The organism is Agilicoccus flavus, from assembly GCF_014857905.1.
In the GTDB taxonomy this organism is placed as follows: Bacteria; Actinomycetota; Actinomycetes; order Actinomycetales; family Dermatophilaceae; genus Agilicoccus; species Agilicoccus flavus.
In genome coordinates this window covers 108,963-133,032 of sequence record NZ_JACYXE010000005.1, presented here as the reverse complement: position 1 = coordinate 133,032, position 24,070 = coordinate 108,963, and the positions used below count along the sequence as shown (strand labels likewise).

At 73.2% G+C, this 24,070-nt stretch carries 20 protein-coding genes and 1 pseudogene; 8 read left to right on the top strand and 13 right to left on the bottom strand.

Features of this window, described 5'->3' with window-relative positions:
- Positions 1-53: 53 nt before the first annotated feature.
- Complete coding sequence (locus tag ICW24_RS09330) at positions 54-2,255, bottom strand: alpha-amylase family glycosyl hydrolase (protein WP_226345451.1); 2,202 nt, start codon at positions 2,253-2,255, stop codon at positions 54-56.
- Positions 2,256-2,594: 339 nt separating this feature from the next.
- On the opposite strand from ICW24_RS09330, the gene larC reads away from it, so the two are divergent.
- Together larC and ICW24_RS09320 are read left to right on the top strand one after the other, a co-directional pair.
- Positions 2,595-4,055, top strand: a complete 1,461-nt coding sequence (gene larC, locus ICW24_RS09325) for a nickel pincer cofactor biosynthesis protein LarC (RefSeq protein ID WP_226345450.1) — start codon at positions 2,595-2,597, stop codon at positions 4,053-4,055.
- A gap of 60 nt (positions 4,056-4,115) precedes the next feature.
- Positions 4,116-5,612 carry a short-chain fatty acid transporter gene (locus tag ICW24_RS09320; protein WP_226345449.1) on the top strand — a complete coding sequence of 499 codons (1,497 nt, stop codon included), beginning with the start codon at positions 4,116-4,118 and terminating at the stop codon, positions 5,610-5,612.
- Between the two features lie 22 nt (positions 5,613-5,634).
- Here the strand turns inward: ICW24_RS09320 and ICW24_RS09315 are convergent, their stop codons facing one another.
- The gene (locus tag ICW24_RS09315) at positions 5,635-6,267 is read right to left on the bottom strand and encodes a hypothetical protein (protein ID WP_226345448.1); all 633 of its coding nucleotides are present in this window, start codon (positions 6,265-6,267) and stop codon (positions 5,635-5,637) included.
- A 324-nt stretch (positions 6,268-6,591) separates the two neighbouring features.
- Between ICW24_RS09315 and ICW24_RS09310 the strand changes: the two genes are divergently transcribed.
- The 3 genes from ICW24_RS09310 (at position 6,592) to ICW24_RS09300 (ending at position 8,608) form a co-directional block, all read left to right on the top strand.
- The gene (locus ICW24_RS09310) at positions 6,592-6,900 is read left to right on the top strand and encodes a hypothetical protein (RefSeq protein WP_226345447.1); all 309 of its coding nucleotides are present in this window, start codon (positions 6,592-6,594) and stop codon (positions 6,898-6,900) included.
- Between the two features lie 170 nt (positions 6,901-7,070).
- On the top strand, positions 7,071-7,922 hold the full coding sequence (gene yidC / locus ICW24_RS09305; RefSeq protein ID WP_226345446.1) for a membrane protein insertase YidC: 852 nt from the start codon (positions 7,071-7,073) through the stop codon (positions 7,920-7,922).
- Between the two features lie 176 nt (positions 7,923-8,098).
- Positions 8,099-8,608 (top strand): DUF1648 domain-containing protein, encoded by a 510-nt coding sequence (locus ICW24_RS09300; protein WP_226345445.1) that lies wholly within the window; start codon positions 8,099-8,101, stop codon positions 8,606-8,608.
- 43 nt (positions 8,609-8,651) lie between these two features.
- Here ICW24_RS09300 and ICW24_RS09295 read toward each other — a convergent pair whose 3' ends face one another.
- Positions 8,652-9,209 carry a TetR/AcrR family transcriptional regulator gene (locus tag ICW24_RS09295; RefSeq protein WP_226345444.1) on the bottom strand — a complete coding sequence of 186 codons (558 nt, stop codon included), beginning with the start codon at positions 9,207-9,209 and terminating at the stop codon, positions 8,652-8,654.
- A 139-nt stretch (positions 9,210-9,348) separates the two neighbouring features.
- On the opposite strand from ICW24_RS09295, the gene ICW24_RS09290 reads away from it, so the two are divergent.
- Positions 9,349-10,023, top strand: a complete 675-nt coding sequence (locus tag ICW24_RS09290; RefSeq protein WP_226345443.1) for a hypothetical protein — start codon at positions 9,349-9,351, stop codon at positions 10,021-10,023.
- A 32-nt stretch (positions 10,024-10,055) separates the two neighbouring features.
- Here the strand turns inward: ICW24_RS09290 and larB are convergent, their stop codons facing one another.
- The 7 genes and pseudogenes from larB to uidA form a co-directional block, all read right to left on the bottom strand.
- Positions 10,056-10,739 carry a nickel pincer cofactor biosynthesis protein LarB gene (larB, locus tag ICW24_RS09285; protein WP_226345442.1) on the bottom strand — a complete coding sequence of 228 codons (684 nt, stop codon included), beginning with the start codon at positions 10,737-10,739 and terminating at the stop codon, positions 10,056-10,058.
- Positions 10,732-11,586 (bottom strand): ATP-dependent sacrificial sulfur transferase LarE, encoded by an 855-nt coding sequence (larE, locus tag ICW24_RS09280; RefSeq protein ID WP_226345441.1) that lies wholly within the window; start codon positions 11,584-11,586, stop codon positions 10,732-10,734. The genes larB and larE overlap by 8 nt, the downstream gene beginning before the upstream one ends.
- On the bottom strand, positions 11,553-13,154 hold the full coding sequence (gene gnd / locus ICW24_RS09275; protein WP_226345440.1) for an NADP-dependent phosphogluconate dehydrogenase: 1,602 nt from the start codon (positions 13,152-13,154) through the stop codon (positions 11,553-11,555). Before gnd ends, larE begins: the two co-directional genes overlap by 34 nt.
- 4 nt (positions 13,155-13,158) lie before the next feature.
- Positions 13,159-13,596: a DUF4276 family protein gene (locus tag ICW24_RS09270; protein ID WP_226345583.1), complete on the bottom strand. Its 438-nt coding sequence runs from the start codon at positions 13,594-13,596 to the stop codon at positions 13,159-13,161.
- A complete protein-coding gene (locus ICW24_RS09265) occupies positions 13,593-13,856 on the bottom strand; it encodes an ATP-binding protein (RefSeq protein ID WP_226345582.1) in 264 nt (87 codons plus the stop codon). Before ICW24_RS09265 ends, ICW24_RS09270 begins: the two co-directional genes overlap by 4 nt.
- A 707-nt stretch (positions 13,857-14,563) precedes the next feature.
- A pseudogene (locus ICW24_RS19915) lies at positions 14,564-14,770 on the bottom strand (AAA family ATPase); the annotation flags it as partial.
- A gap of 10 nt (positions 14,771-14,780) precedes the next feature.
- Positions 14,781-16,586, bottom strand: coding sequence for a beta-glucuronidase (uidA, locus tag ICW24_RS09255; protein WP_226345439.1), 1,806 nt, complete (start codon positions 16,584-16,586; stop codon positions 14,781-14,783).
- Between the two features lie 242 nt (positions 16,587-16,828).
- Here uidA and ICW24_RS09250 point away from each other — a divergent pair, with 242 nt between their 5' ends.
- Together ICW24_RS09250 and ICW24_RS09245 are read left to right on the top strand one after the other, a co-directional pair.
- A complete protein-coding gene (locus tag ICW24_RS09250; RefSeq protein WP_226345438.1) occupies positions 16,829-18,355 on the top strand; it encodes a glycoside-pentoside-hexuronide (GPH):cation symporter in 1,527 nt (508 codons plus the stop codon).
- 109 nt (positions 18,356-18,464) lie between these two features.
- Positions 18,465-19,490, top strand: a complete 1,026-nt coding sequence (locus ICW24_RS09245) for a LacI family DNA-binding transcriptional regulator (protein ID WP_226345437.1) — start codon at positions 18,465-18,467, stop codon at positions 19,488-19,490.
- Between the two features lie 52 nt (positions 19,491-19,542).
- Here ICW24_RS09245 and ICW24_RS09240 read toward each other — a convergent pair whose 3' ends face one another.
- The 3 genes from ICW24_RS09240 to ICW24_RS09230 form a co-directional block, all read right to left on the bottom strand.
- Positions 19,543-20,865, bottom strand: coding sequence for a lactate racemase domain-containing protein (locus tag ICW24_RS09240; protein ID WP_226345436.1), 1,323 nt, complete (start codon positions 20,863-20,865; stop codon positions 19,543-19,545).
- Positions 20,866-21,013: 148 nt separating this feature from the next.
- Positions 21,014-21,796 carry a MerR family transcriptional regulator gene (locus tag ICW24_RS09235; protein WP_226345435.1) on the bottom strand — a complete coding sequence of 261 codons (783 nt, stop codon included), beginning with the start codon at positions 21,794-21,796 and terminating at the stop codon, positions 21,014-21,016.
- A gap of 173 nt (positions 21,797-21,969) precedes the next feature.
- Positions 21,970-24,051 carry a catalase gene (locus ICW24_RS09230; RefSeq protein WP_226345434.1) on the bottom strand — a complete coding sequence of 694 codons (2,082 nt, stop codon included), beginning with the start codon at positions 24,049-24,051 and terminating at the stop codon, positions 21,970-21,972.
- Positions 24,052-24,070: the final 19 nt, after the last annotated feature.

Below are 24,070 nucleotides of genomic sequence, written 5' to 3'. Positions count from 1 at the left end.
GCCGTCGACCAGGCCCGCCGACCCCGCCGCTCACCGGCGGCGGGGTCCGGCCCTCACGGGGCGGTGGCGGTCGTGCTCGCGCCCCTCACGCGCCCGGCCTCGTCCTTGACGACGACGCGGTACTCCAGCCGGGTGCCGGTGCGCCAGCGGGCGGTGTCGGCGAACACGCGGTAGGGCGCGTTGTCGTCGGTGCCGAGCGTGCTCCAGCGGGTCGTGCCCGCCGGCCGGGCGAGGAACGTCGCCTGGACGACGCGGTTCGCGGGCACGTTCGCCGTGATGCGGGTCCGGCCGTCCGCGGTGCGCGGGAAGGCGCGCTGCAGGGTCACCCGCGGCGCCGCCCGGTGGGCGTCCACGGCGCGGTCGGCCCGGTAGACGACGGTCGACAGCGGCGGCACGGTCACGGTGAGGCGGCCGGCGCGGTCGGACACCCGCGCGCGGCGGGTGCCGTGCAGCGGCGCGAAGCGGGCGCGGCTCGTGGACGTGGCGAACGTGGCCGTCCGGGCGCGGGTCGAGTTGTTCGCGGCGACGACGTACTCGCGGTGGGCCCGGGCGTCGACGCGGCTCACGGCGAACACCCCCGCGGACGCGGCGGCGTACCGCGGCAGTTGCGCGCCGTCGGCGAGCGCCGGGTGCGCGGCCCGCAGCCGCGACAGCCCTGCGATCTGCCGGTACAGGGGCGAGCGGGCGTCGAACCGGTCGCGCGCCCCGGCACGCCCGATAAGATTCGTCTGGTTCGCGTACAGCGGCGTCTTCGTCGCGAACATGTCCTGGCGGGCGTCCTGGTCCCCGGCGCCGCCGATGAAGCCCTGTTCGTCGCCGTAATACGTGATCGGCTGGCCGCGGGTGAGGAACATGAGCTCGTTCGCCAACCGCACCCGCGGGTAGAGCGTGCGCGTGGCGACGCCGTCCTTGGTCAGGAGCATGGGCAGGCGGCCCATGTCGTGATTGCCCGTAAAGGTCGGCAGTGAATAGGCGTTGGAGTCGGCGTCGGTGTAGAGGTCGTCGTTCACGTAGAACCGCGCGAGGTCGGCCGCGGGCTTGCCCGCGACGAAGTTCTGCGCTGCCTTCTGGAACCCGAAGTCGAGCGTGGCCGGCAGCTTTCCCTTCGTCGGGTACTCGCTCATGATCACCGGGTCGTCGGAGGCCACCTCTCCGAACATGAAGAAGTCGCCCCGCCCGACGGCGGCCGCGTGCTGCATCATGCGCGGCGCGAACGCCTGCCAGAACTCCATGTTCACGTGCTTGGTCGTGTCGATGCGGAAGCCGTCGATGCCGAGGTCGATCCACGCCGCGTAGATGTCGCCCATGCCGCGCACGACCTCGGGGCGCTCGGTGAAGAGGTCGTCGAGGCCGAAGAAGTCGCCGTAGAGGGAGTTCTCGCCCTCGAAGGTCGTGTCGCCCCGGTTGTGGTACATCGTCGGGTCGTTGAGCCAGGAAGGAACCTTCACGCTCGCGTCGCCCGGGGAGGCGAACGTCGGCGTGTAGGGGAAGGAGACCTTCGGGTCGAGCCGCGGGAAGCTGCTCCGGCCCGCGTGGTCGCGGTCGTCGAAGACCTTCCCCGACGCGTCCTTGTACGGGTACGTCTTCTTGTCCCGGTAGGTGTACGTCTTCTCGGCGTAGCCGATGACGTCGGCGGTGTGGTTGGTGATGATGTCGAAGTAGACCTTCATCCCCTTCGCGTGCGCGGCGGCGATGAGGGACTTCATCTCCTCGTTGGTGCCGAAGTGCGGGTCGATGCGTGTGAAATCGGTGACCCAGTACCCGTGATATCCCGCGCTCTGCGTTCCGGGCCCGCCCTGCACGGGGCGGTTCTTGAAGGACGGCGTCAGCCAGATCGCCGTCGTGCCCATCCCTTTGATGTAGTCGAGCTTGCCCGTCAGTCCGGCGAGGTCGCCGCCGTGGAAGAAGCCCTTGTGGGTCGGCGCGAAGCCGGTGCGCAGCGGCCCTCCGGTCAGGCCGCCCCGGTCGTTGGCGGTCGAGCCGTTCGCGAACCGGTCGGCCATGACGAAGTAGAAGCGCTCGCGCGTCGGGCCCGGGCGCACCGAGTCGCGGGCGAGGGCCCGGTCCGACGGGCCGGGCGCCGCCGGTGTGGCCGGACCGGACGCAGGAGTCGCGGCCGGCCTGGCGGCCGTGGTCGGGGAGGAGTCGGCGGACGTGGGGGCGGCCGCCGCGGAGGCGGGCACGAGCGTCGAGCAGGCGAGGCCGGTGCCGACGGCGGCCGCCGCCAGCCGGATCGCGGGGGAGGGGCGGGTCACGACGAGCTCCTTTGCGCAGGTGACGATGCCGCTCAACCTAGCCCCGGCTCACCGCCTGCGCAGGGTGGACGGGCGAACCCGTCGGCGCGGCAACGGGATCCGGGGGCGATCGGTGGGAGTGATCCGGTGCGGGCGGATGGGCGGGCGACGGAGTCCGTCGCCGCGACGTCAGCGGTCCCCGCGTCGGTGCGGCGGGCCGGGGGCGACGACGTGGTCGTGCGCCGGCCGGGGTCGGAGAAGTCGTCGCCTGCAGGGTGCCGGGGCGAGCGCGGCCGAGGGCGGCCGTGTGCGCCGCCGTGCGGCGCGGCCCGGCGAGGTGCGGGCGATACCGTCGGGCCCATGCGTTCCGATCGGTCCGGCCACCTGCCCACCGGCCGCGCCGCCTGGGTCGACGCCGGGGTGGGCGTGGCCGGCGACATGCTGCTGGCCGCCCTGCTCGACGCGGGCGCCGACCTTGAGGTCGTGCGGCGCGACGTCGAGGCGGTACTACCCGACACCGTGCGCCTGGCCCGGCGGTCGGTGGTGCGCGGCTCCATGCGCGCCACCGCGGTCGACGTGCACCTCGTCGCCGCCGACCAACCCCACCGCGCCTGGGCGCAGATCCGCGGCCTCCTCGAGCGGGCGGAGCTGCCCGCCCGCGTCCGCCGACGCGCGCTGCTCGCCTTCGGGGCGCTCGCGGCGGCGGAGGCCCGCGTCCACGGGGTCGACGTCGACGAGGTCCACTTCCACGAGGTCGGCTCGTGGGACTCGATCGCGGACGTCGTCGGCGTGTGCGCCGCCCTCGAGGACCTCGGCGTCGAGGAGCTGACGACCTCCGAGATCGCCCTCGGCGACGGGGTCGTCCGCGCCGCCCACGGCCGCATGTCGGTGCCCGTGCCCGCGGTGCTCGAGCTCCTCGCCGCGGCGGGGGTGCCGGCCGCCGGCGCCCCGAGGGCGGCGGGTGATCCACTTGCCGGCCGGCTCGGCGAGCTCGCCACCCCCACCGGCGTCGCGCTCCTCGTCGCCCTGGCCGCGTGGGCGGGCCCGCGCGCCCTGCCCTCGGGGGCGGTGCGGGCGGTGGGTGTCGGCGCCGGCACCCGCGACGACCTGCCCTGGCCGAACGTCGTGCGGGTCGTGGTGTCCGACCCGGCCGAGCCGGCGGACCAGGCCCACGCGGCGGACCGGGCCGGCCCGGCGGACCGGGCCGAGTCGATGCACCGGGCCGAGCCGACGCCGCCGGCGGAGCAGCAGGGCCAGGTCCCGGAGCGTCTCCTGCGCCTCGAGGCGAACGTGGACGACCTCGACCCGCGGGCGTGGCCGAGCGTCCTCGCAGGCCTGCTCGACGCCGGCGCCCTCGACGCGTGGCTCACCCCCATCCTCATGAAGAAGGGCCGCCCCGCCCACCTCGTCGCCGCGCTCGTCCGCCCCGAGCACGAGTCGGCGGTGCGCGAGCACCTGTTCCGGGCGACGAGCACCTTCGGGGTCCGCAGCGCCGTGCACCACCGCGTCGGGCTCGAGCGCGGCTGGGTCACCCTCGACGTGACCTGCGGGGACACCACCGGTCCCGTGCGCGTCAAGGTCGGCCACCGCAGCGGTGAGGTCGTCCGCGCCACCCCCGAGTACGAGGACGCCCTCGCCCTGGCCGCCGAGGCCGGGCGCCCCGTCGCCGACGCGCTCGCCGCCGCGGCGGCCGCCGGGGCCGCCGCCGGACTCGTGCCCGGCGGGGCGTGGCCGGACCGTTCCCCGCACGCGGACCGCCGCCCGACGACCGGAGGGGAGCACGCACCCGCCCGCGTTGACCCGGGGGGCGGCGGCTCCTAGGTTGCGGGGGCATCCGGCGCGCACTCGGCGCGGCCGGGCCGAGCAGGAGGTCACCCCGACATGAGTGGAGCCGCCGCGGCGTCCCGCCCCACCGACGGCGAACCCGGCCGGTCGGGGCCGGCCGGCGAACACGGTGCGCACGACGAGCGCGGCCTCGCCCGCGTCGCGCAGAGCCTGGCCCGCTGGACCGAGAAGTGGTTCCCGGACGCGTACATCTTCGCGCTCGTCGGCGTCGTCGTGTGCGCGGTCGCGGCGCTGCTCAACGGCGCGTGGCCGGGGGCGATCGTCGGCTCCTTCGGCGACGGCTTCTGGGACCTCACCGCGTTCACCCTGCAGATGGCGATGGTCGTGCTCACCGGGTACGTCGTCGCGACGAGCCCGCCCGTGGCCCGCCTCATCGACCGGCTCGCGCTCGTGCCCGGCACCGGCCGCAGCGCGATCGCCTTCGTCGCCGCGCTGTCGATGGCGGTGTCGATGCTCAACTGGGGGTTGTCGCTCATCTTCGGCGGCCTCCTCGCTCGCGCGATCGCGCGCCGCACCGACCTCCGCGTCGACTACCGCGCCCTCGGCGCCGCCGCGTTCCTCGGTCTCGGCGCCATCTGGGCGCTCGGCCTGAGCTCGTCGGCCGCGCAGCTCCAGGCGACGCCCAAGTCGATCCCGCCCGCGTTGCTGCAGATCACCGGCGTCCTCGACTTCGGCAAGACGATCTTCACGTGGCAGTCGCTGCTCACCGCGCTCATCCTCGGTGTGCTGTCCGTCGTCATCGCGTGGGCGTCGGCGCCGAAGGCAGGCGCGACCCGCACGGCGCAGGACATGGACGTCGACCTCGTCGACGAGCCCGACGAGGTCACCCCGCCGAGCCGACCCGGCGAGTGGCTCGAGCACCAGGTGTGGCTGCCGGCGATCATGGGTGTGCTCACCCTCGGCTGGATCGTGCTCCAGTTCGTCACGAAGCCGTGGTTGAGCGTCATGAGCAGCCTCAACGGCTACCTCTTCGTCTTCCTCATGCTCGGCCTCGTCCTGCACGGCACGCCCGCGCGGTTCCTGCGGGCGGTGAGCCGGGCGGTGCCCGCGACGGCCGGCATCCTCGTGCAGTTCCCCCTCTACGCCGCGATGGCCGCGCTGTTGACGAAGGCCCAGGGGCGGGACGGGGCGACCGTCTCGCACCTGCTCGCCGAGCTCTTCACGAGCCTCGGTGGCGGCGGGGCGTTCGCGGTCGTCATCGCGATCTACACGGCGATCCTCGGCCTGGCCGTCCCCTCCGGCGGCGGGAAGTGGCTCGTCGAGGCGCCCTACGTCATGCAGGCGGCGACCGACGTGGGCATGAACCTCGGCTGGACGGTGCAGATCTACAACATCGCCGAGGCGCTGCCGAACCTCGTCAACCCGTTCTTCATGCTGCCGCTGCTCGCCGTGCTCAAGCTGCGGGCGCGCGACATCGTCGGGTTCACGTTCCTGCAGTTCATGATCCACCTGCCGGTGGTGCTGCTCCTCGTGTGGTTGCTCGGGACGACGTTCGAGTACGTCCCGCCGGTCATGCCCGCGCCGGCGCCCTGAGGTCCGGCCCGGGCCGTCGCGCTCAGGCCCGGGCGCCCTGGGCCACCGGGGGCGGGCACACGGGCAGGCCGAGGGCGCCCGCGACCGCGTCGACGTCCTCACGGGTCAGCCCGGCGTCGAGCAGGGGGCGCAGGACGCGGTGGCGCGGTGCCGCGGCGAGCCGGGCCGGCTCGGGCGCGTCGGGCCGGAGCAGGCACGGGTGGGCGAGGGTGTCGACGCCGAGTTCGCCGAGGTCGGCGCCGTGCCACGGCCCGTGCTCCCGGCGGTCCACGCGGCCGCGGTGGCCCGCGCGGGGCGCCCGATCCGCGGGGTCGAGGGCCAGGCCGGTCCGGTGGGAGAGGTCGGCGAGGCGGACGAGCTCGACGCCGGCGGCCTGGGCGAGGGCCCAGGCGTCGTCGACGTCGGCGTCGGCGCCTGCGGCGACCGGGTGCAGCACGGCGACGACCTGGTGGGCCCCGAAGGCCCTCGCCGCGGCCGCCGCGAGCACGGTGAAGGCGGTGTCGTGGCGGTAGGCGATCGCGAGGCGACGGCTGCCGATCAGCCCGCACTGGATGCGGCCGACCAGACCCGCGGCCTCGGGATCGACCCCGGCCCAGACCCGCCCGGCGTCGCCGGCACGGACACGGTTGTCGACGACCGTCGGGGGGAATCGCATGCCCCTCAGTGTCACCCGAGGCGCTCGATTCGGACAGACCCCGCGCGGGCGCGTCGCCGCCGACACGCCGCGAGGCGCCCCGGATGGATGCAACACGCGTGAACGCCGCGCGCTTGCGGGTGGTGGGAGGACCGACGGAAGGCCGGGGCGCGACCGATCCGGCCCGCGTGTGCCGCGGCGGGCGGCGAGCCGGGAACCATCGCGGGATCCGAGTCGTCGCATACGTGACGGGGCCGTCGACCCCGTTCGCGCCGCCCCGAACCGTGGCCCCCGTGAGAGTGTGTGAGGGCCGCGGATGCGGAGGCACCGACCGAGGAGGACGAGATGAGCCGCGACCGTCGTACGCCGACGCTCACCCTGCCCGCCGCCGTGCTGCTCCTCCTGCCGGCCCTCGCGATCGCCGTGCCCGTGCTGTCGGGCGACACCGCGGGCGCGATGGCGCTCGTCGTGCCCCTGCTCGCCGCCGGCCTGTCGGCCGCGGCGCTCGCGTTCGCCCTGGTCACGTTCCTACGGCCGCGGCAGGACCCGGCCCCCGTGCGGGTCCGCGCGCAGCGGCGCAACACCCCCTCCCCGTCCCGCGTGGAGTTCCGCGGGCGCCCGGAGCGGCCCCGTGCCCCCGGGTGCGGGCTCTGACGAGCCCGCCCTCGATCGCTCCCTGACCCCCGGCCCGCTCGGGCCGCGGGTGCTCGTGCGCTCCGGCGTGGGCTCGAGACGAATCCCCCCTACCGTCGCGGCCCGTCCGCGCCCCGTAGCCCCCGCCGAGGTGGCCGGGCGCGGTGCCGCTCGTTCGTCCGGAGTCCCTCGTGTCCCTGTCTGCCGCCCCGTTCACCCCGTTCACGGCCGTGCTCGCGCCCTTCGAGTCCGCCGTCTCGTCCGTCCTCGCCGCCGCCCACACGGCCCTCACCTCGCTCGGCCTCGCGCCCGGCTCGGGCCTCGCGTGGGTCGCGGCCGTCGTCGTCCTCGTCGCCGTCGTCCGGGCGGTGACCCTCCCGCTCGTCGTCCACCAGATCCGGTCCGGTCGGGCCCTGGCCCGCGCCCGACCCCACCTGTCCGCCCTGGCGCAGCGGTACCGCGGCCGCACCGACGTCGACTCGATGCGCGCCTACCGGGCGGAGATGCTCGCCGTCCGCCGCGAGCACGGCGCCGGCGGCCTCGGGTGCCTGCCGCTGCTGCTCCAGATCCCGGTGATGTTCGCCCTCTACCGCGTCCTGCTCGCCGTGTCGCACCACGAGAGCGTCGGCGCGATGACACCCGATCTGGTCCGCCTGGCCGACGCGGCCCGGCTCGGGGGAGTCTCGTTGGGCGACACCGTGACCGCGGCCCTCGCGGGTGGCCGCCCGGGCACGCTGGCGGCCATGGCGGCGCTCGTCGTCGCCGCGGCCGCCCTCACCTACGTCACGCAGCGGTTCTTCGTCCTGCCCGGCCTGAACCTCGCGGACGCTCCCGAGAGCATGGCCGCAGTGCAGCGGATGCTCCCGGCGGTCTCGGCGCTCGGCATCGTCGTCGGGGCCGGCGCGGTGCCCGCCGGCATCCTCGTCTACTGGGTCGCGACGAACGCGTGGAGCCTGGCGCAGCAGGCCGGGATCAACCGGTGGGCGCCCACCCCCGGCTCGCCGGCGGAGGCGGTCCGGGCCCGGCGGCTCGGGACGGCCTGAGGCGGTCCGTCGTCCGCGGACCGTCGACGGCAGACCTGTGCTCGGTGCCGCGCTCGGACCCCCGCTCGCCCACAAGGGTGCGGAACCGGGCCGTCGATCGACGCCGGGTGAGCCGACGGATCGTTCCGCCGTCTCCTAGCCTGGTCTAAGGATGCCGAGCGGGGAGGAGGTGGAGGGTGCGCAGGTGGGTCGTCGCGCTGTACGCGCTGGTCGTCGTGGCCTACGTCGGGGTCGCGCTCTGGTCGCTCGGGCAGCTCCCCGAGCAGGTCGTCTCGCACTTCGACGCGGCCGGCGCCGGCGACGGGTCGACGTCCCGGGGGGTCTACGTGGCGACGACCCTCGCCGTCGGCGCGCTGATCCTGCTCGGGCTGCCGGCGCTGGGGTGGGTGTGCACGGCCGGGTCGGGGACGTTCGTCAACGTCCCGCACAAGGACTACTGGCTCGCCCCGCAGCGGCGCGCCGCGTTCCGGCGGCGCTTCCTCGACGACATGCTCCTGTTCGCCGCAATGACCGGCGCGTTCCTCACCGTCATGGAGGTGGCGATGGTCGCGGCCAACCGGCGGACCCCGCCGGCGATGGGGGCGGAGTCGTGGATCGCGCTCGGCGCGTTCCTCGTGATCACGGCCCTGTGGTGCGTCGACCTCACGATCCGCCGGTACGCGCCGCCGCCGGATCGGTCGACCTGAGGGGCGGCGATCCCGATGTCCGGCAGCTCGTCGGCGCGGCCGATCACCCCGAGGACGTGGCTGGGGTGCGGGCGAGCAGCGCCGCCCAGGCGTCGTCGTCGTCGACGAGGCCGACGGCGACGAGCCCCAGCGCGGTGGCCACCTCGAGACGGAGGCGGGCGGCGGTTGTCGCGTCCACCTCCGTGGCGACGTCGGCATCCGCTCCGGCCTCCCGACGGGCCGCCTCCGCGTGCGCGTCGACGAGCGCCGCCAGCAGCGCCACCTGGGCCTGCTTCTCCACGCCTGAGATCGCCGGTGGCGTGCCGAGCAGTAGGTCCCAGAGGCCGTGTTCGTCCCGAGCGAAGTGCCGCAAAGACGTGAGCAGGGCTGACGGCGAGGAGCGATCCAGCGCGGCGAGCAACTCACTCCCTCCGGCCTCGTAGATCGCAGTGACGAGGGCCGAGCGGGCGCCGAACTTCGTGTAGACGCACATCGTCGAGCGGCCGGACACCTTGGCCAGGGTGCGCACCGTGAGATCACCGACACCCTCGCGGCGGACGTGACCGAGCCCGCCCTCGATGAGCTGCTCCCGGATCGTCGGCGCTGCGACATCACTCGTCATCCCGGCCACCTGCCCTCCGCCTGCGTCAGTTCCTCTTCGCTCAGCCTATCGACGCCCCCGCAACCTCTTGCGCGGCCGCATCGCGCCATGGTCAACTCATAACGTCGGTTATACCAAACGTTATCTCTTGAAGGCCAGCATGTTCACCGCACCCTCGACCCACGTGTCGCCGCCACCTCGCGTCGTCCCCTCGACACCCGCCGTTCCTCCCGCGCTCATCACCCTGGCCCGCTTGTCGGGGCTCGCCGCGGCGGCGGTGCTCGTCGTCAACACCGTCAAGCGCGCGGGAATCCTGCCGCTCGTGCCCGCCACCCAGCTCGTCGCCCCGTTGGCGGAAGTCCTCGCCCTGCTCTTCGTCACCGGTCTCTTCCTGCGGGCCGGCCATCGGTCCGGGGGCTGGGGCGTGGCCGCGTACGCCGCGAACGTCACCGCCCTGGGACTCCTCGTGGGCGTCGAGTTCGTCATCAACCTCGTCTTCGGGGGGCGCACCGTGGCCGAGATCGGAGTGCTGCGGTCGGGGTCTCTCGGGATCGCGCTCATCGCCACCTCTGTCGTCTTCCTCGTCGCGACGATCGCCTTCGCGGCGACCATGGCCGCCGAACGGTCCGTGCCGCGTTGGTCGCTCGTCGCGTACGCGGTCGGCGGAGCACTCGTCGCCTCGCGGGCGTTCGTTCCCGAGTGGGCCCTGCAGGTCGGCCTGCTCGTGCTCGCGAGCGGCATCGTCGGCCCCTCGGTCTGGCTCCTGCGCGCCGGCCGGTCCCGAGCCCTGACGACGCGATTCGTGCCGACGGGCGCGCCGACCGGGGCCGCCTGATCGACCTCACCGGCGAGGGCAGGGCGACCGGCTCAGGGCGCGGCGATCTGCGCCGCGAGGTGCCCGCCGCCGTATCCGTTGTCGATGTTGACGACGCCGACGCCGGGGGCGCACGCGTTGAGCATCGTCAGGAGGGGAGCGAGACCGGCGAACGCGGCGCCGTACCCGACCGACGTCGGCACCGCGACGACCGGCGCCGAGACGAGTCCGGCGACGACGCCCGGCAGCGCGCCGTCCATGCCCGCGACGACGACGATCGCCCGCGCGCGTCGCAGCTCCGCGACGCGGTCGAGGATGCGGGACAGGCCCGCGACCCCGACGTCGGCGACGAGCTCGGCCCGCCGCCCGAGGTAGCGCACGGTGTGGAACGCCTCGCGCGCGACCGGCAGGTCGGAGGTGCCGGCGCACGCGACGACGACGAGCCCGCCCGTCGGCTCCGGGGGCTGCGGCGGCCAGGCGAGCAGGCGCGCGGCGGGGTCCTCGAAGACGCCCGGCAGGGCGGCCCGCACGGCTCGCGCGTGCTCCGGGTCGGCGCGGGTGAACAGCGTGGCTCCCGGGGCGTCGCGCACGGCCCCGGCGATGGCCCCCACCTGCTCCGGCGTCTTGCCCGCGCAGTAGACGGCCTCGGCGTAGCCGCGCCGGTCGTACCGGTCGACGTCGAGCTCGAACTCGGGCGGCATCCCGGGCGACGGGTCGCCGGGAGCCGCCTCACCCATGCGTCACGTCGACGAGGGGGAGGGTGAAGGCGCCGGACTGGATGCCGGCGAGATCGAGCGCGACGAACCGGAACCCGGCCGCGCGCACGCCGGCGACGAGCCGCGCCGCGACGTCCGGCTCGGCGGCGCGGGCGAGCTCGGCGGCCGGCAGCTCGAGGCGGGCGACGTCGCCGTGGTGGCGGACCCGCCCGTCGGTGAACCCGCACGCCCGCAGCACGCCCTCGGCCGCCTCGACCTGGGCGAGCTTGGCCGGCGTCACCGGCTCGCCGTGCGGGATCCGGGAGGCGAGGCACGGCGCCGCGGGCTTGTCGGCGACGCCCAACCCCAGCTCGCGGGCGAGCGCCCGCACGTCGACCTTGCTCAGGCCGGCGTCGGCGAGGGGGCGCAGCACGCGGTGGTCGGTCGCGGCCTGGGCCCCCGGCCGATCGGGCCGGAGCGCGTCGTCGGCGTTCTCGCCGTAGGCCACGGCGTCGAGCCGGTGGGTGGCCACGACCTCGCGGGAGATGACGGTGAACAGCTCGTCCTTGCAGTGGAAGCAGCGGTCGGGGCCGTTCGCGACGTAGGCGGGGTTGTCGCCCTCGTGCGTGCTCACCTCGACGACCGTCGCCCCGAGGTCGGCGGCGACCTCGTGGGCGGCGGCCCGTTCGTGCGCCGGCAGGCTCGGCGAGACCCCGAGCAGCGCGACGACCCGGTCGGCCCCGAGCGTGCGGACGGCGACGGCGAGCAGCGTGGCCGAGTCGACGCCGCCGGAGTAGGCGACGCCGAGCCGGCCCGCGCCGCGCAGGTGGGCGGCGACCCGGTCCAGGAGGGCGCTCAGACCGACACCTCCGACCGGTCGCCCGACCACAGCGTGTGGAACGAGCCGTCGGCGTCGACGCGGCGGTAGGTGTGCGCGCCGAAGTAGTCGCGCAACCCCTGGGTGAGCGCCGCGTTGACGCGCGGCGCGCGGATCGCGTCGTAGTAGGCCAGGGCCCCCGAGAAACCGGGGATCGGGACGCCGGCCGTGACGGCCTGCGCGACGACCCGGCGCCACGCGTCCTGGCTGTCGGCCAGCTCGGCCTTGACGCTCGGGGCCTCGAGCAGCGTCGTCAGGTCGTTCGCGGCGTACTCGCCGCGGATCCGTTCGAGGAGCTTGGCCCGGATGATGCAGCCGTCGCGCCAGATCTTCGCGACCTGCGCGATGTCGATGTCCCAGCCGTACTCCTGCGCCGCGGAGCGGATGAGGTCGAGCCCCTGGGCGTAGGCGACGACCTTGCTGCTCCACAGGGCCCGCCGGATGTCGTCGACGAGTTGGTCGCGTCCGTCGCCGAGGTCGGGCAGCGAGCGGTCCGGCCCCGACAGCGCGCCCTGGGCGGCCGTGCGCAGTTGCGCGTCGGAGGACGCGGCGCGCGCGAACACGGCCTCGCCGATCGCGTTGACGCTCACCCCGAGCGACAGGGCGCTCTGCACGGTCCACGTACCGGTGCCCTTCATGCCGGCGGCGTCGACGATGACGTCGACGAGCGGCTCGCCCGTCCTCGCGTCCCGCTGCCGCAGCACCTGCGCGGTGATCTCGATGAGGTAGGAGTCGAGGTCGCCGGTGTTCCACGTCTCGAAGACGTCGGCCATCTCGTCGGTGCTCAGACCGGCGGCCTTGAGCAGCTCGTACGCCTCGCCGATGAACTGCATGTCGGCGTACTCGATGCCGTTGTGCACCATCTTGACGAAGTGCCCGGCGCCGTCGGTGCCGATGTAGGCGCAGCACGGCTCGTCGCCGACGTGCGCCGAGATGTCCTCGAGGATCGGGCCGAGCGCCTCGTACGACTCCGTCGAGCCGCCCGGCATGATCGACGGCCCCTCGAGCGCGCCGACCTCGCCGCCGGAGATGCCGGCCCCGACGAAGTGCAGGCCGTGCTCGCGCAGCTCCCGCTCCCGGCGGCGCGTGTCCTCGTAGAAGGCGTTGCCGCCGTCGACGACGATGTCGCCCTCCTGCAGGAGGGGGACGAGGGCCTCGATCGTCGCGTCGGTGCCCTTGCCGGCCTGGACCATGATGATGATCCGGCGCGGCCGCTCGAGGGAGGCGACGAAGTCCTCGAGGTTCTCGGCGGGCACGAAGCTGCCCTCGCCGCCGTGGTCGGCGACGACCTTCTCGGTGCGCGCGTGCGTCCGGTTGAACAGGGCCACGCGGTAGCCGTGGCGGGCGATGTTGCGCGCGAGGCTGCTGCCCATGACGGCCATGCCGACGACGCCGACCTGGGCGAGCTCGCCGCTCTCGCCCGCGTCGGTGCCGGTGTCGCCCTCCCGGGCGGGGGAGGCCCGGTGGTCGGCGCCGGTCTCGGTCGCGGCGGCCTTCTCCTGGTCGCTCTGGCTCTCGGGCGCCGCCTGCGGTTCCTCCGCCGCGGGCGCGTCGCCGGTGCCGGGTTCGTCGGTGCTCATGGGGTCACGGCCTTTCGTCGGTGGGCAGGGCTTGCAGGGCGGTGTGGAGACGATCGCAGAATCGTCGGAACGAGCGGGAGCGGGAGCGGGCCGCCTCCAGATCCATCACGGCGCTGAACGCGGGTTGATGGATGGTCTCCGTGTACGACTCGGTCATGACCTGCTCGAGCTGCTTCTTGGCGTTCCGCGGCGACTCGGCGTCCTCGGCGTCGTCCGCGTCGCACAGCACGACGACGATGCCGCCGGCCCCGGCGCGCTGCCGCTGCAGACGATGCGCCTTGGCGACGGCCCCGGTGACGAACTCGGTTCGCCTGATCCGATGGGGCTTCGAGACGTCGGGGTAGTGACCCAGCTCGGCTGCGAGCCGCCGCAACAGCACCGGCAGGCCGGCGACCTCGCCGTAGCCCTCGACGATCGACGTGATGCGCACCGGTGCGCTCATGCGAACAGGTCCGTCTGGATCGGCTGGGCCCGGTCGGGGACGAGCTGGTCGGCACGCAGGAGCTCGCCCGCCGTGTACAGCTCGCTCCGCGTGACGTCCTGACCGGCAGGGTCGAGGCGGGCCACGGTCGTCGTGCCACCGTCCGCGCGCACCGCGAGCAGCTCGTCGGGGTCGACGAGCGAGTCGAGCAGGTCCGGGCTGTGGCTCGTGGCGAGGACCTGCCGCGTTTCGCTCGCATCGCGAAGCGCGTCCAGGAGCACGCCCGCGGCCGCCGGGCGGCCTCGGGCTCCTCGACAGCGACGGGGCTCGGATGGCGGTCTCCGGCGGCGAAGAGGGCGACGAGGACGCCGAGCGCGCGCAGGGTGCCGTCGCTCATGGACGACGCCTGGAAGGTCCACGGGCTCGGCGCACCCGCCACCTGCTGACGGAACTCCAGGGTCTCCCAGGCCCCCATCGAGCGCCGCTCGACGGATTCGACCCCCGGCACGATCTGGCGCAGGTACTCCTCGACGCGGGCCTTGCGGGCGGGGTCGGTGCGGCGCAGGGTCTCCAGGACGCTGGCGATGTTCGACCCGTCCCGGTTCAGGAGATCGCCGGGGTCGGGCTTCTGCGGGTGGCGCATCACGTCAGGGTTGACGTTGTAGACGTTGCACCCGGCGAGCCCGTCGAACACCTGCCGGAACTCCGGCAGGCCGGAAAGAGCGACGAGGAACAATCGGTCGTCGGTGGCGCGGGGCAGGACGTCGAGGGTCGACCGGACGACCTCGCCGTCGCGCACCTCGACCACGACCGGCTCACTGCCGACGTCCGTCGTCTCGACGCGACAGCTCTCGTGGGTCACCCGGTAGTCGCCGCCCTGCACCGCGCCGATCTGGAAGGCGTACGTGGCGGCGAGATCGGCGGTGCCCACCTCGAAGCGGAGGCCGAAGTGGGTCGGAGGCCCCGTGGAGCGACGCCGGACCTCTTTCACGCCTCCCCGGTCCCGCAGGGCGTTGTCGAGGTTCTCGTCGAGCGCCTGCGACACGAACCGCAGGCTGTCGACGACGTTCGACTTCCCGGACCCGTTGGGACCGACGAGCACGGTGAAGGGACCCAGGCGCACGTCGCACGACTCGATGCTGCGGTAGTGCCGGAGCTGCAGACGGCGCACGTTGAAGCTCGAGGTGTCCGACATGCTCGAAACCCTACTGGTCGCGCCCCGCAGTCCAGCGGTGCCGGAGCAGGTGGGCGACGGCCTTGGGCTCGCGGTCGCGGGTGAACGCGCCCTTCTTGTTGCCGCCGACCCGCATGATCCCCGACGTCGTCGCGAAGTCGGCGAAGTTCCACATCTGCTCCCCGACGATCGCGTCGATGTCGTCGAAGACCCGGTGGTGCATGTCGAGCAGCTCGGTCTGGTACTCCTCGCTCCACGGCCGCGCGGGCAGTTGGTGCAGGCCGGGGTAGGTGTCGGCGCCGTACTCGGTCATGAGCACGGGCTTGCCGTCGCCGGCCCACAGCCCGAGCTCCTCACGCATCGCGCGCTCGGCGCCGGCGAGGTCGCCGGTGTGGACGTACCAGCCGTAGTAGCGGTTGAGCATGACGAGGTCGGCGAACTGGGTGACCCGGCACTGCCCGTGCGGCGCGAGCATGACGTTGACGAAGCCGACCGGGCGGGTGGGGTCCGCCTCGCGGGCGACGTCGAAGAGGGGCCGGAAGTAGTCCTCGGCGCCCTGGGTCTCGCTCTCGGGCTCGTTGGCGATCGACCAGATGACGACGCTCGGGTGGTTCTTGTCGCGGGCGACGAGGTCGCGGATGACCTGCGCGTGCACCTCGCGGGTCTCGTCGCCGATCGTCTCGGGGGAGAAGGTGGTGTACCCCTGCCCGCCGAAGATCCCGCCGCCGAGGCCCATGTTGAGCCCGACGGCCGGGGTCTCGTCGATGACGAGGACGCCGGCCGCGTCGGCGTGGTCGAGGACGTCCTCGCTGTACGGGTAGTGGGAGGTGCGGAAGCTGTTCGCGCCGATCCACCGGAGCAGCTCGAAGTCGCGGATCATCAGCGCCGGGTCGTGCTTCTTGCCGACCGTGACGTGGTCCTCGTGCATGCCGAAGCCCGTGAGGTGCACCGGCTCCCCGTTGAGCAGCAGCCGCGTGCCGTCGACCTCGAACGTCCGCACGCCGACCTTGAGGTGCGAGCTGTCGAGCAGGTCGCCCCCCTCGCCGAGCAGGCGCACCTCGAGGTCGTAGAGGTATCCGTCCCCGATGCCCCACGGGTGCACGTCCGGCACCTCGAGCCGGGTCGGGCCGGCCGTCACGGGTGCGGTCGCCATCGCCGTCGTGCGGCCCGCGGGGTCGCGCAGGACGAGCTCGACGTCGCCGCCGTCGCCGGTGGTCGCGACCGTGACGTCGACCGTCCCGGTGGTGCGCGCGTCGTCGGCGAACCCGGTGACGACCGTGACGTCGTCGACGCGGTCGGCGGGGACCGCGGACAGCCAGACGCTCCGGTGCAGGCCGGCGTAGTTGAAGAAGTCGTGCCAGTAGAGCTGCGTGCGGCCGGCAGGGGTGTCCTCGATGACGCCCGGCGGGATGGAGCGGAACGACAGGGTGTTGTTCACGCAGACGGTGAGCCGGAACTCGCTCCCGGCGGTCACGTGGTCGGTGACGTCGGCCTCGAAGGGCAGGTAGCCGCCCTCGTGCGAGACGACCTCGACGTCGTCGACCCACACCGTCGCCCGATGCGTCGCCGACTCGAGGTGGACGAGGATCCGCTCACCGGCCCAGCCGCGCGGGACGCGGACGGTGCGCTGGTACCAGATGTCGCCGAAGAACTCGCGCGTCTTCGAGTCCGTGACGAGGTCGTTGAAGCTCGCGGGCACGGCCATCGGGCGCGCGTCGTCGAGCGGGGCGGCGAACCAGCGCTCGTCGCGCCCGACGGCGCCGGTGTCGAGGCGGAAGTCCCACACTCCGTCGAGGTTCTTGCGTTCACGGGTGGCGCTGTCCTGGGGGCGGAGCATGGCGGGTCCTCTCGACGTCGAGCGACGGTGGCGGTTGCGGCGGGCGATGGTGCGTCGGGCGCCACTCTCGTCTCCGCGCGCCCGCCCTGCCCAGGGGTTGCCGCGGGTTGCCAGGGCGGGGCCGCGAGCGCGTCGGGTCCGGACCCGCCCCGGCAACTCCTGGCAACACGTGGTCGCCTCAGGTGCCCGCGACCTTGACTGGCCCGCAAGGCAACGATGCCCCTGTCGTGAGGACGGTCCCCATGAGTACTGATGCCGTAACGCCACGTGACGACCACGGTGCGCTCAAGAAGATGACCCCGAAGACGCTCTTCAGCTACATGCTGGGCGACTTCGGGTGCAACCTGGCGTTCAACCTGACCGTCACCTGGCTGCTCTTCTACTACACCGACGTGGCGGGGCTCGGCGCTGCTGCCATCGGCACGATGTTCTTCGTCGTGCGCCTCTGGGACGCGTTCGCCGATCTCATCGCGGGGCGCATCGTCGACCGGACGATGACCCGGTGGGGCAAGTTCCGCCCCTTCATCCTCTTCTGCGCCGTCCCCCTGATGTTCCTGTCGTTCCTCACGTTCTACGTGCCGGACGGGCTGAAGGAACAGGCGTGGAACGGCAACCAGGGACCGGCCCTGCTGTACGCCTACCTCACGTACGCGCTGCTCGGGTTCTTCTACTCGATGGTCAACATCCCCTACGGCTCGCTCGCGTCGGCGATGACGCAGTCCGTCAAGGAGCGCGGGAAGCTCGTCGCCTGGCGCCTGTGGGGCGGCGCCGCCGCCGGGGTGTTCCTCACGGCCGTCATCGCGCCGCGCATCGCGGCGATCCAGAACCAGATCAAGTCGGTCGCCGGACCGGCCAAGGCGGGGGACGCCGCGGCGCAGGCGCAGCTCGCGCAGCTCCAGGCCGACATGCAGGGCGTCTTCACCCAGATCACCCTGTGGTTCGTGCTGCTCGGCAGCCTGTGCTTCCTCATGGTCTTCCTCAACTGCAAGGAGGCCGTCGTCCGCACCGAGGCGCGGGTGACGCTGCGGGAGACCTTCGGCGCCCTCAAGGCGAACCGGCCCCTCCAGATCCTCTGCCTGGCGAGCCTTTTCTACCTCACCGGCGTCTACGCCGTGGGCCCCATCTCCGCCTACTACGCGCGGTACTTCCTCGGCGACACCTCCTACGCGACGTGGATCGTCCTCGTGAACTCCGGTGTGCAGCTCGCGGTCACCCCGTTCCTGCCCTGGTTCATCGAAAGGTTCGGCAAGAAGAACCTGTTCCAGTACTGCGGCGTGTTCACCGTCGTCGGCGGGGTCGCGCTCTTCTTGACCCCCGTCGGCGCGATCTTCCTGGCGCTCCTCTTCCTCGCGATCAAGGGCGTGGGCGCCGGCATCATCAACGTCGCCATGTTCGGTCTCGAGGCCGACACGGTCGAGTACGGCGAGTGGAAGAACGGGCACCGCACCGAGGGTGCGACGTACGCGCTCTACTCCTTCACCCGCAAGCTCACGCAGAGCCTGGGCGGCCTCATCGGCGGGTGGATGCTCTACATCGCCGGATACGTCGCCGGCGCCCCCGAGCAGCCCGAGTCGGCGATGCTCGCCATCAAGGGCACGATCGGCCTCATCCCCGCCATCGTCGCGGTCATCGCGATGCTCGTCTTCTGGAAGTACCCCCTGACCGACGACGTGTTCCGCCGCATCCGCAACGAGACGGAGACGCGCAAGGCGCAGACCGGGCACCTCATCGGCGGTGACGGGAAGATCGTCGACGCGCCGCAGGTCTGAGCGCAGCCGGCACGATCCGACCCGGCCGGGCCCTCCCCTGGAGGCGCCCGGCCGGGTCGCCGGCGTTCCGGCCCGGGCGCGGGGGCGGGGCGGCCCTATAGTCGCCACCATGCCTGCGGCTCCCGGTGGGACGGCGCGCGTGACGATCTACGACGTCGCGCGCGAGGCGGGTGTGAGCGCGTCGACGGTGTCGCGGGCCTTCAGCCGGCCCGGCCGGGTCAGTTCCCGGACGGCGCGGTCGATCCGGGAGGTCGCCGACCGGCTCGGGTATCGCAGCGAGACCGTCGAGCGGTTCGAGCGCGCGCGGCGGACCGACACGATCGCGCTCGCGATCTCCGACGTCGCCAATCCCGTGTACTTCCCGATCATCCGCGGGGCCGAGCACGCCGCCGCCGCGGCGGGGTTCACGATGCTTCTCGCCGACGCGCAGGAGTCGGACGAGATCGAGCGGCAGATGCTCGAGCGCACCCTGCCCCTCGTCGACGGTCTCGTCATCACGAGCTCTCGCCTCTCGGACACCGACCTGCGCACGATCGGCAAGACGCTGCCCGTCGTCGTGCTCAACCGGCACGTGTCCGGCCTCCCGTCGGTCGTGCCCGACACGGCCCGCGGGGTGCGCCGCGCCGTCGAGCACCTCGCCACCCTCGGGCACACGCGCATCGGGTACGCGGCCGGCCCGGAGGCGTCGTGGGCGGACGGGACCCGCTGGCGGGCCGTGCGGGAGGCGTGCCACGAGCTCGAGATCGCCGACGTCCGCCTCGGCCCGTTCCGGCCGTTCGTCGAGGGTGGGGAGGCGGCGGCGCAGGCGGTCGTGGAGCGGGGGCTCGGGGCGGTGCTCGCCTACAACGACCTCGTCGCCATCGGCATCATCCGCGGCCTCGCGCGGCTGGGCGTGGAGGTGCCGCGCGACGTGAGCGTCGTCGGCTTCGACGACATCTTCGCGGCCGACCTCATCACGCCCGGCCTGACGACGGTCGGCGCGCCCCTGGAGTCCCTCGGCCAGGCCGCCGTCCGCAACGTCATCGCGCTGCACCGGGGCGCGACGTGGGAGCGCCCCGACCCGGTCGTCGTCCCCACGCGCCTCGTGGTGCGCGAGTCGACCGCCACGCCGGCCGCCCCCCGAGCCACGTCGTGAGACGACACGTCGTCCCGGCCGGCGCGCGCGCTCGGCGGGAAGAAACGACCTCTCACGAGGTGGACGGGGCCGATGTGTCCCGGACGCGGAAGAGGATCTCGCCGGCGTTGTCGATGACCGTCACGTCCGGTTCGGCGCGCCACGCGTCGACGTCGATGTCGGCCGGGTCGCGGTAGCCGACGCCGATCCGCTCGCACGTCTCGCGGGGGATGGCGGTCGCGAGCGTGACCCCGATGCGCGCGCGTTCCTGCCCCGTCGCGGCGTCGTAGGTGCCCTGCCCGCGCATGTGCGTGGAGTGGGCGAGGACGCCCCAGTGGATGTGCTCGAACGCCTCCCACTGGGCCACGAAGTAGTCGCGGCAGTGGTAGCCGATCTCGTAGATCTCGGGGTGGGTCTCGGAGACCTCGGTGATGTGCGGGGCGTAGATGACGACCTCGCCGCCGTCGGCGACGGCCGGTTCGGTCTTGTAGAAGCCCTTCGCGGCGGTCCAGATGTCCTCGTAGCGCGTCGGCATGACCGCCAGCACGCGCCGGAACGGCTCGTCGACGTAGGTGACGTGCGTCTGCGCGGCGATCTGCGCCGTCGCGGCCCACGCGTCCTGCGTCGTGCCGAACGCGGCGGCCTCCAGCTCGCCGGTCCCCGACTCGACGACGCAGCACAGGGCGAGCCGCTGCGTGGGGATGAGCGCGGAGCCCTCGTCGATCATGGCCCGCACCGGGGTGATCCCGGTCGTGCCGATGATGTCGTAGCTCGTGATGAGCGCCCCGACCCAGTGGGTCATGTCGATGAACTCCTGGCTGGCGACGCCGGGGATGAAGTACTTGTTGCCGCCCGAGATGCCGACGACCTCGTGCGGGAACACCGGCCCGACGACGATCGAGACGTCGGCCTCGACGACGTGCCGGTTGATGACGATGTCGGCCCCGCGGCGCAGCCGCCCTCCCGACAGCTCGTGGATGCGGTCGGCCTCGATGCGCCCGACCTGCACGAGCTGCGCGGGGTCGGCCCACTCGTGGTTGACGACCCGCATCCCGGGGTAGGCGTCGGCGAGCGTCGCCGGCTGCGGCGAGCCGTCGGGGGCGGTGCCGCCGACGCCGAACAGCCGGTCGATCTCGTCGGGCTCCATGTAGGAGTGGGTGCCGAGGGCGATGACCGCCGTGAGCTCGGCGACGCGCTCGTGCAGGTGACGGTGCAGCGTGCCCACCAGCAGCGGCAGCGGGCACGACCGGGTCCCGTCGGGGACGACGAGGCACACCCTCTTTCCGTCGAGGTCGAGCCCGGCCAGCGACCCAGCGACGAGGACGTCGAGCGCCTCCGCCGACACGTGCTCGTGGGGGCCGCCGACCAGGGTGCACGGGATGCTCGCGTCGCTCATGGCGCCAGTCAGCCACGGGCCGGCCGCGCGGGCAAGGCGTTGCCGCGGGTTGGCGCGCAGGTCGGCCCGCGGTGACGCCGGAGGCCGGCACGACGACCGGCCGGCCGGACCTCGAAGGTCCGGCCGGTCGGCCGACACGGTCGACGCGTCAGGCGACGCCGTGCCGCGCGGCGTTGGCCGCGATGATGTCGCGCAGGTAGACGCCCAGGCCGGGCCGTCGCGCGTCGTAGTGCGCGGCGAACCGCGGGTCGTCGACGTACATCGCCGCGATGTTCCGCTGCATCTCGTGCCCGCAGTCGTAGTGGACCCGGATCGAGGCCAGGTGCCGCTCCGCGAGCGCCGCCGCCTCGTCCGAGTCGACGGGCACCCCGCGGTCGAGCGCGTCGGCGACGTCGGCCTCGAGGGCGTCGGTGTCGTCCTTGATGCGCTGCCAGTCGGCCTTGGTCCACCTGCGCTGCCGTTCCTGGCTCTGGGCCCACGCGTCGGTGTCGCCCCAGCGCTCCTGCGCCTCGGCCTGGTAGCTCTCGTCGAAGGAGTCCCCGAAGAGCTCCTTGAGCTGGGCAGGGGTCATGCTCTGGTCGGTCATGGTCGTCTCCAATGCGTCGTCGATGGCGCCGAGCAGCCCGCGCAGCTCCTCGACTCTGGACATGACCGCGGCGCGCTGGCGACGCAGGTGCGCCGCGACGTCCTCGGGCTCGTCGAGCAGACGCGCGATGACGTCCAGCCCGAACTCGAGGCGCCGGTACACGACGACGTGCTGCAGGCGGGTCCGGTCCGCCGCCGTGTAGAGCCGGTAGCCCGACCGGCTGCGCTCGCCGGGGACGACGAGACCGATCTCGTCGTAGTGGTGCAGCGTGCGCCGGGTCACCCCGAACCGCTCCGCCACCTGCCCCACGGTCCACGCGTCCTGGTCGCCGTTCGTCTCGGTCATGGCTCTACCGTGGGCCATCACGTCGCGTGAGGGTCAAGCCCGAACTCTGCTCCCGGGACGGGTCGCTGGGACGGGGCGCCGGGACGGGCCCGGGAACGCCACCGGGGCGGCCTCCGTCGTGGAGGCCGCCCCGGTGGGTCGTGCGATCGCAGCAGACCGCGCGCGTGATCAGGTCACGGCTGGATGTCGCGGTCCCAGAACCGCAGCGCCGCGCAGGTGTCGACGAACGCCGAGGCGTCCTTCGCCGTGCCGAGCGCGACCACGCCGCCGTCGGCGCCGGGCTCGACCCCGGCCGCCGCCATGAGCGCCGCGGCGCCCTCGTCGTGGGCGATGAACTTGTAGTGGTGGAACGCGTCGGTGACGAAGTTCTTCGCGCTCGCCCGCTTGGCCAGGGCCGCGGCCCCCTCCGCCGAGGGCAGGAGGGCGACGGCGTCGAAGAGCACCGACGGCGCCCCGTCGACCCCGTGGTCGACCTTGCACGCGCTGCCGTCGGACAGCGTGACGCCTCCGACGACGGGGCCCACGAGCTCGAGCATCGCGCCCGCCTTCGTCACGGCCGCCCCGAGCGCGGCGACGGCGTCGGCGTCGGTCCCGTTCGAGACGAGGGCGCCGATCTTGCGACCCGCGAACGACGTCGGGCCGTTCTTGAGGATCGAGAGCGCGTCGGAGGTCGGCAGGTCATGCCGCGGCGCCGCGGCCGGGGTGCTCGCCTCGGGCAGGGGCATGCCGAGGCCGTCGGCGACGCGCTGCGCGAGCTCGTCGTCGACGTTGCGCAGGTTCGACAGCATCCGGGTGCGGATGTCCTCGATCTCGCACTTTCCGAGCTCGAACGTGAACGCCGCGACGATGTGCTCCTGCTCGACCGGCGTCTGGCTGCGCCAGAACTGGTTCGCCTGGCTGTAGTGGTCGGCGAACGACTCCGCGCGGATGCGCAGCGTCTGGCCCGACTCCTCGCGCGGCACCGTCGCGAAGCCGCGCGCGTTGTCGGCCCGCGGCCCGCGGTCGGCGCCCGAGAACGAGTTGGGCTCGTAGTTGGCCCGGCCCTGCTGGTGGCTCGTCTGCATGTGCCCGTCGCGCTGGAAGTGCGCGACCGGGCAGCGCGGCGCGTTGACCGGAAGCTGCGTGAAGTTCGTGCTGCCGAGGCGCTTGAGCTGCGTGTCGAGGTAGCTGAAGTTACGGCCCTGCAGCAGCGGGTCGTTGCTGAAGTCGATGCCCGGGATGACGTTCTGCGTCATGAAGGCGACCTGCTCGGTCTCGGCGAACACGTTGTCGACGACGCGGTCGAGCGTGAGCCGCGCGATGGTCCGCACCGGCACGAGCTCCTCGGGGATGATCTTCGTCGCGTCGAGGACGTCGAAGTCGAAGGACTCGGCGAACTTCTCGTCGAAGACCTGCACGCCGAGGTCCCACTGCGGGGCGTCGCCGTTCTGGATCGCGTTCCACAGGTCGCGGCGGTGGAAGTCGGGGTCGGCGCCGTTGATCTTCAGCGCCTCGTCCCACACCACCGACTGCAGGCCCTGCTTCGGCTTCCAGTGGAACTTGACGAACGAGGTCTTGCCCTCCGCGTTGACGAAGCGGAAGGTGTGGACCCCGAAGCCCTCCATGAAGCGGAAGCTGCGCGGGATGGCGCGGTCGGACATGGCCCACAACATCATGTGCGTGGACTCCGGCATGAGGGAGATGAAGTCCCAGAACGTGTCGTGCGCGCTCGCGGCCTGGGGCCACCCGCGGTCCTGCTCCTCCTTGACCGCGTGGACGAGGTCGGGGAACTTGATCGCGTCCTGGATGAAGAACACGGGGATGTTGTTGCCGACGATGTCCCAGTTCCCCGCGCTCGTGTACAGCTTCACGGCGAAGCCGCGCACGTCGCGGGCGACGTCGCCCGAGCCCATGTTGCCGGCGACGGTCGAGAAGCGGACGAACGCCTCCGTCTTCGTGCCCTTCTCCTGGAAGGGGGCCGCCATCGTCAGCTCGGGGATCGCCTCGAGGGTCTCCAGCGTGCCGTGCGCGCCGTAGCCGCGGGCGTGGACGACGCGCTCGGGGATGCGCTCGTGGTCGAAGTGGAACATCTTCTCGCGGAACGCGAAGTCCTCGATGAGGGTGGGGCCGCGGTCGCCGACGCGCAGCGAGTTCTGGTCGTCGGAGATCGCGCCGCCCTGGGCGGTCGTCATGACGGGCCCGTCGGGGGCAGGCGCCTGGTGCAGTTCGCCACCGTTTCCGATGACGTCCGAGTCGTGCGATCCGGGTTGTGACATGTGTTGTTCCTCCGGCGCT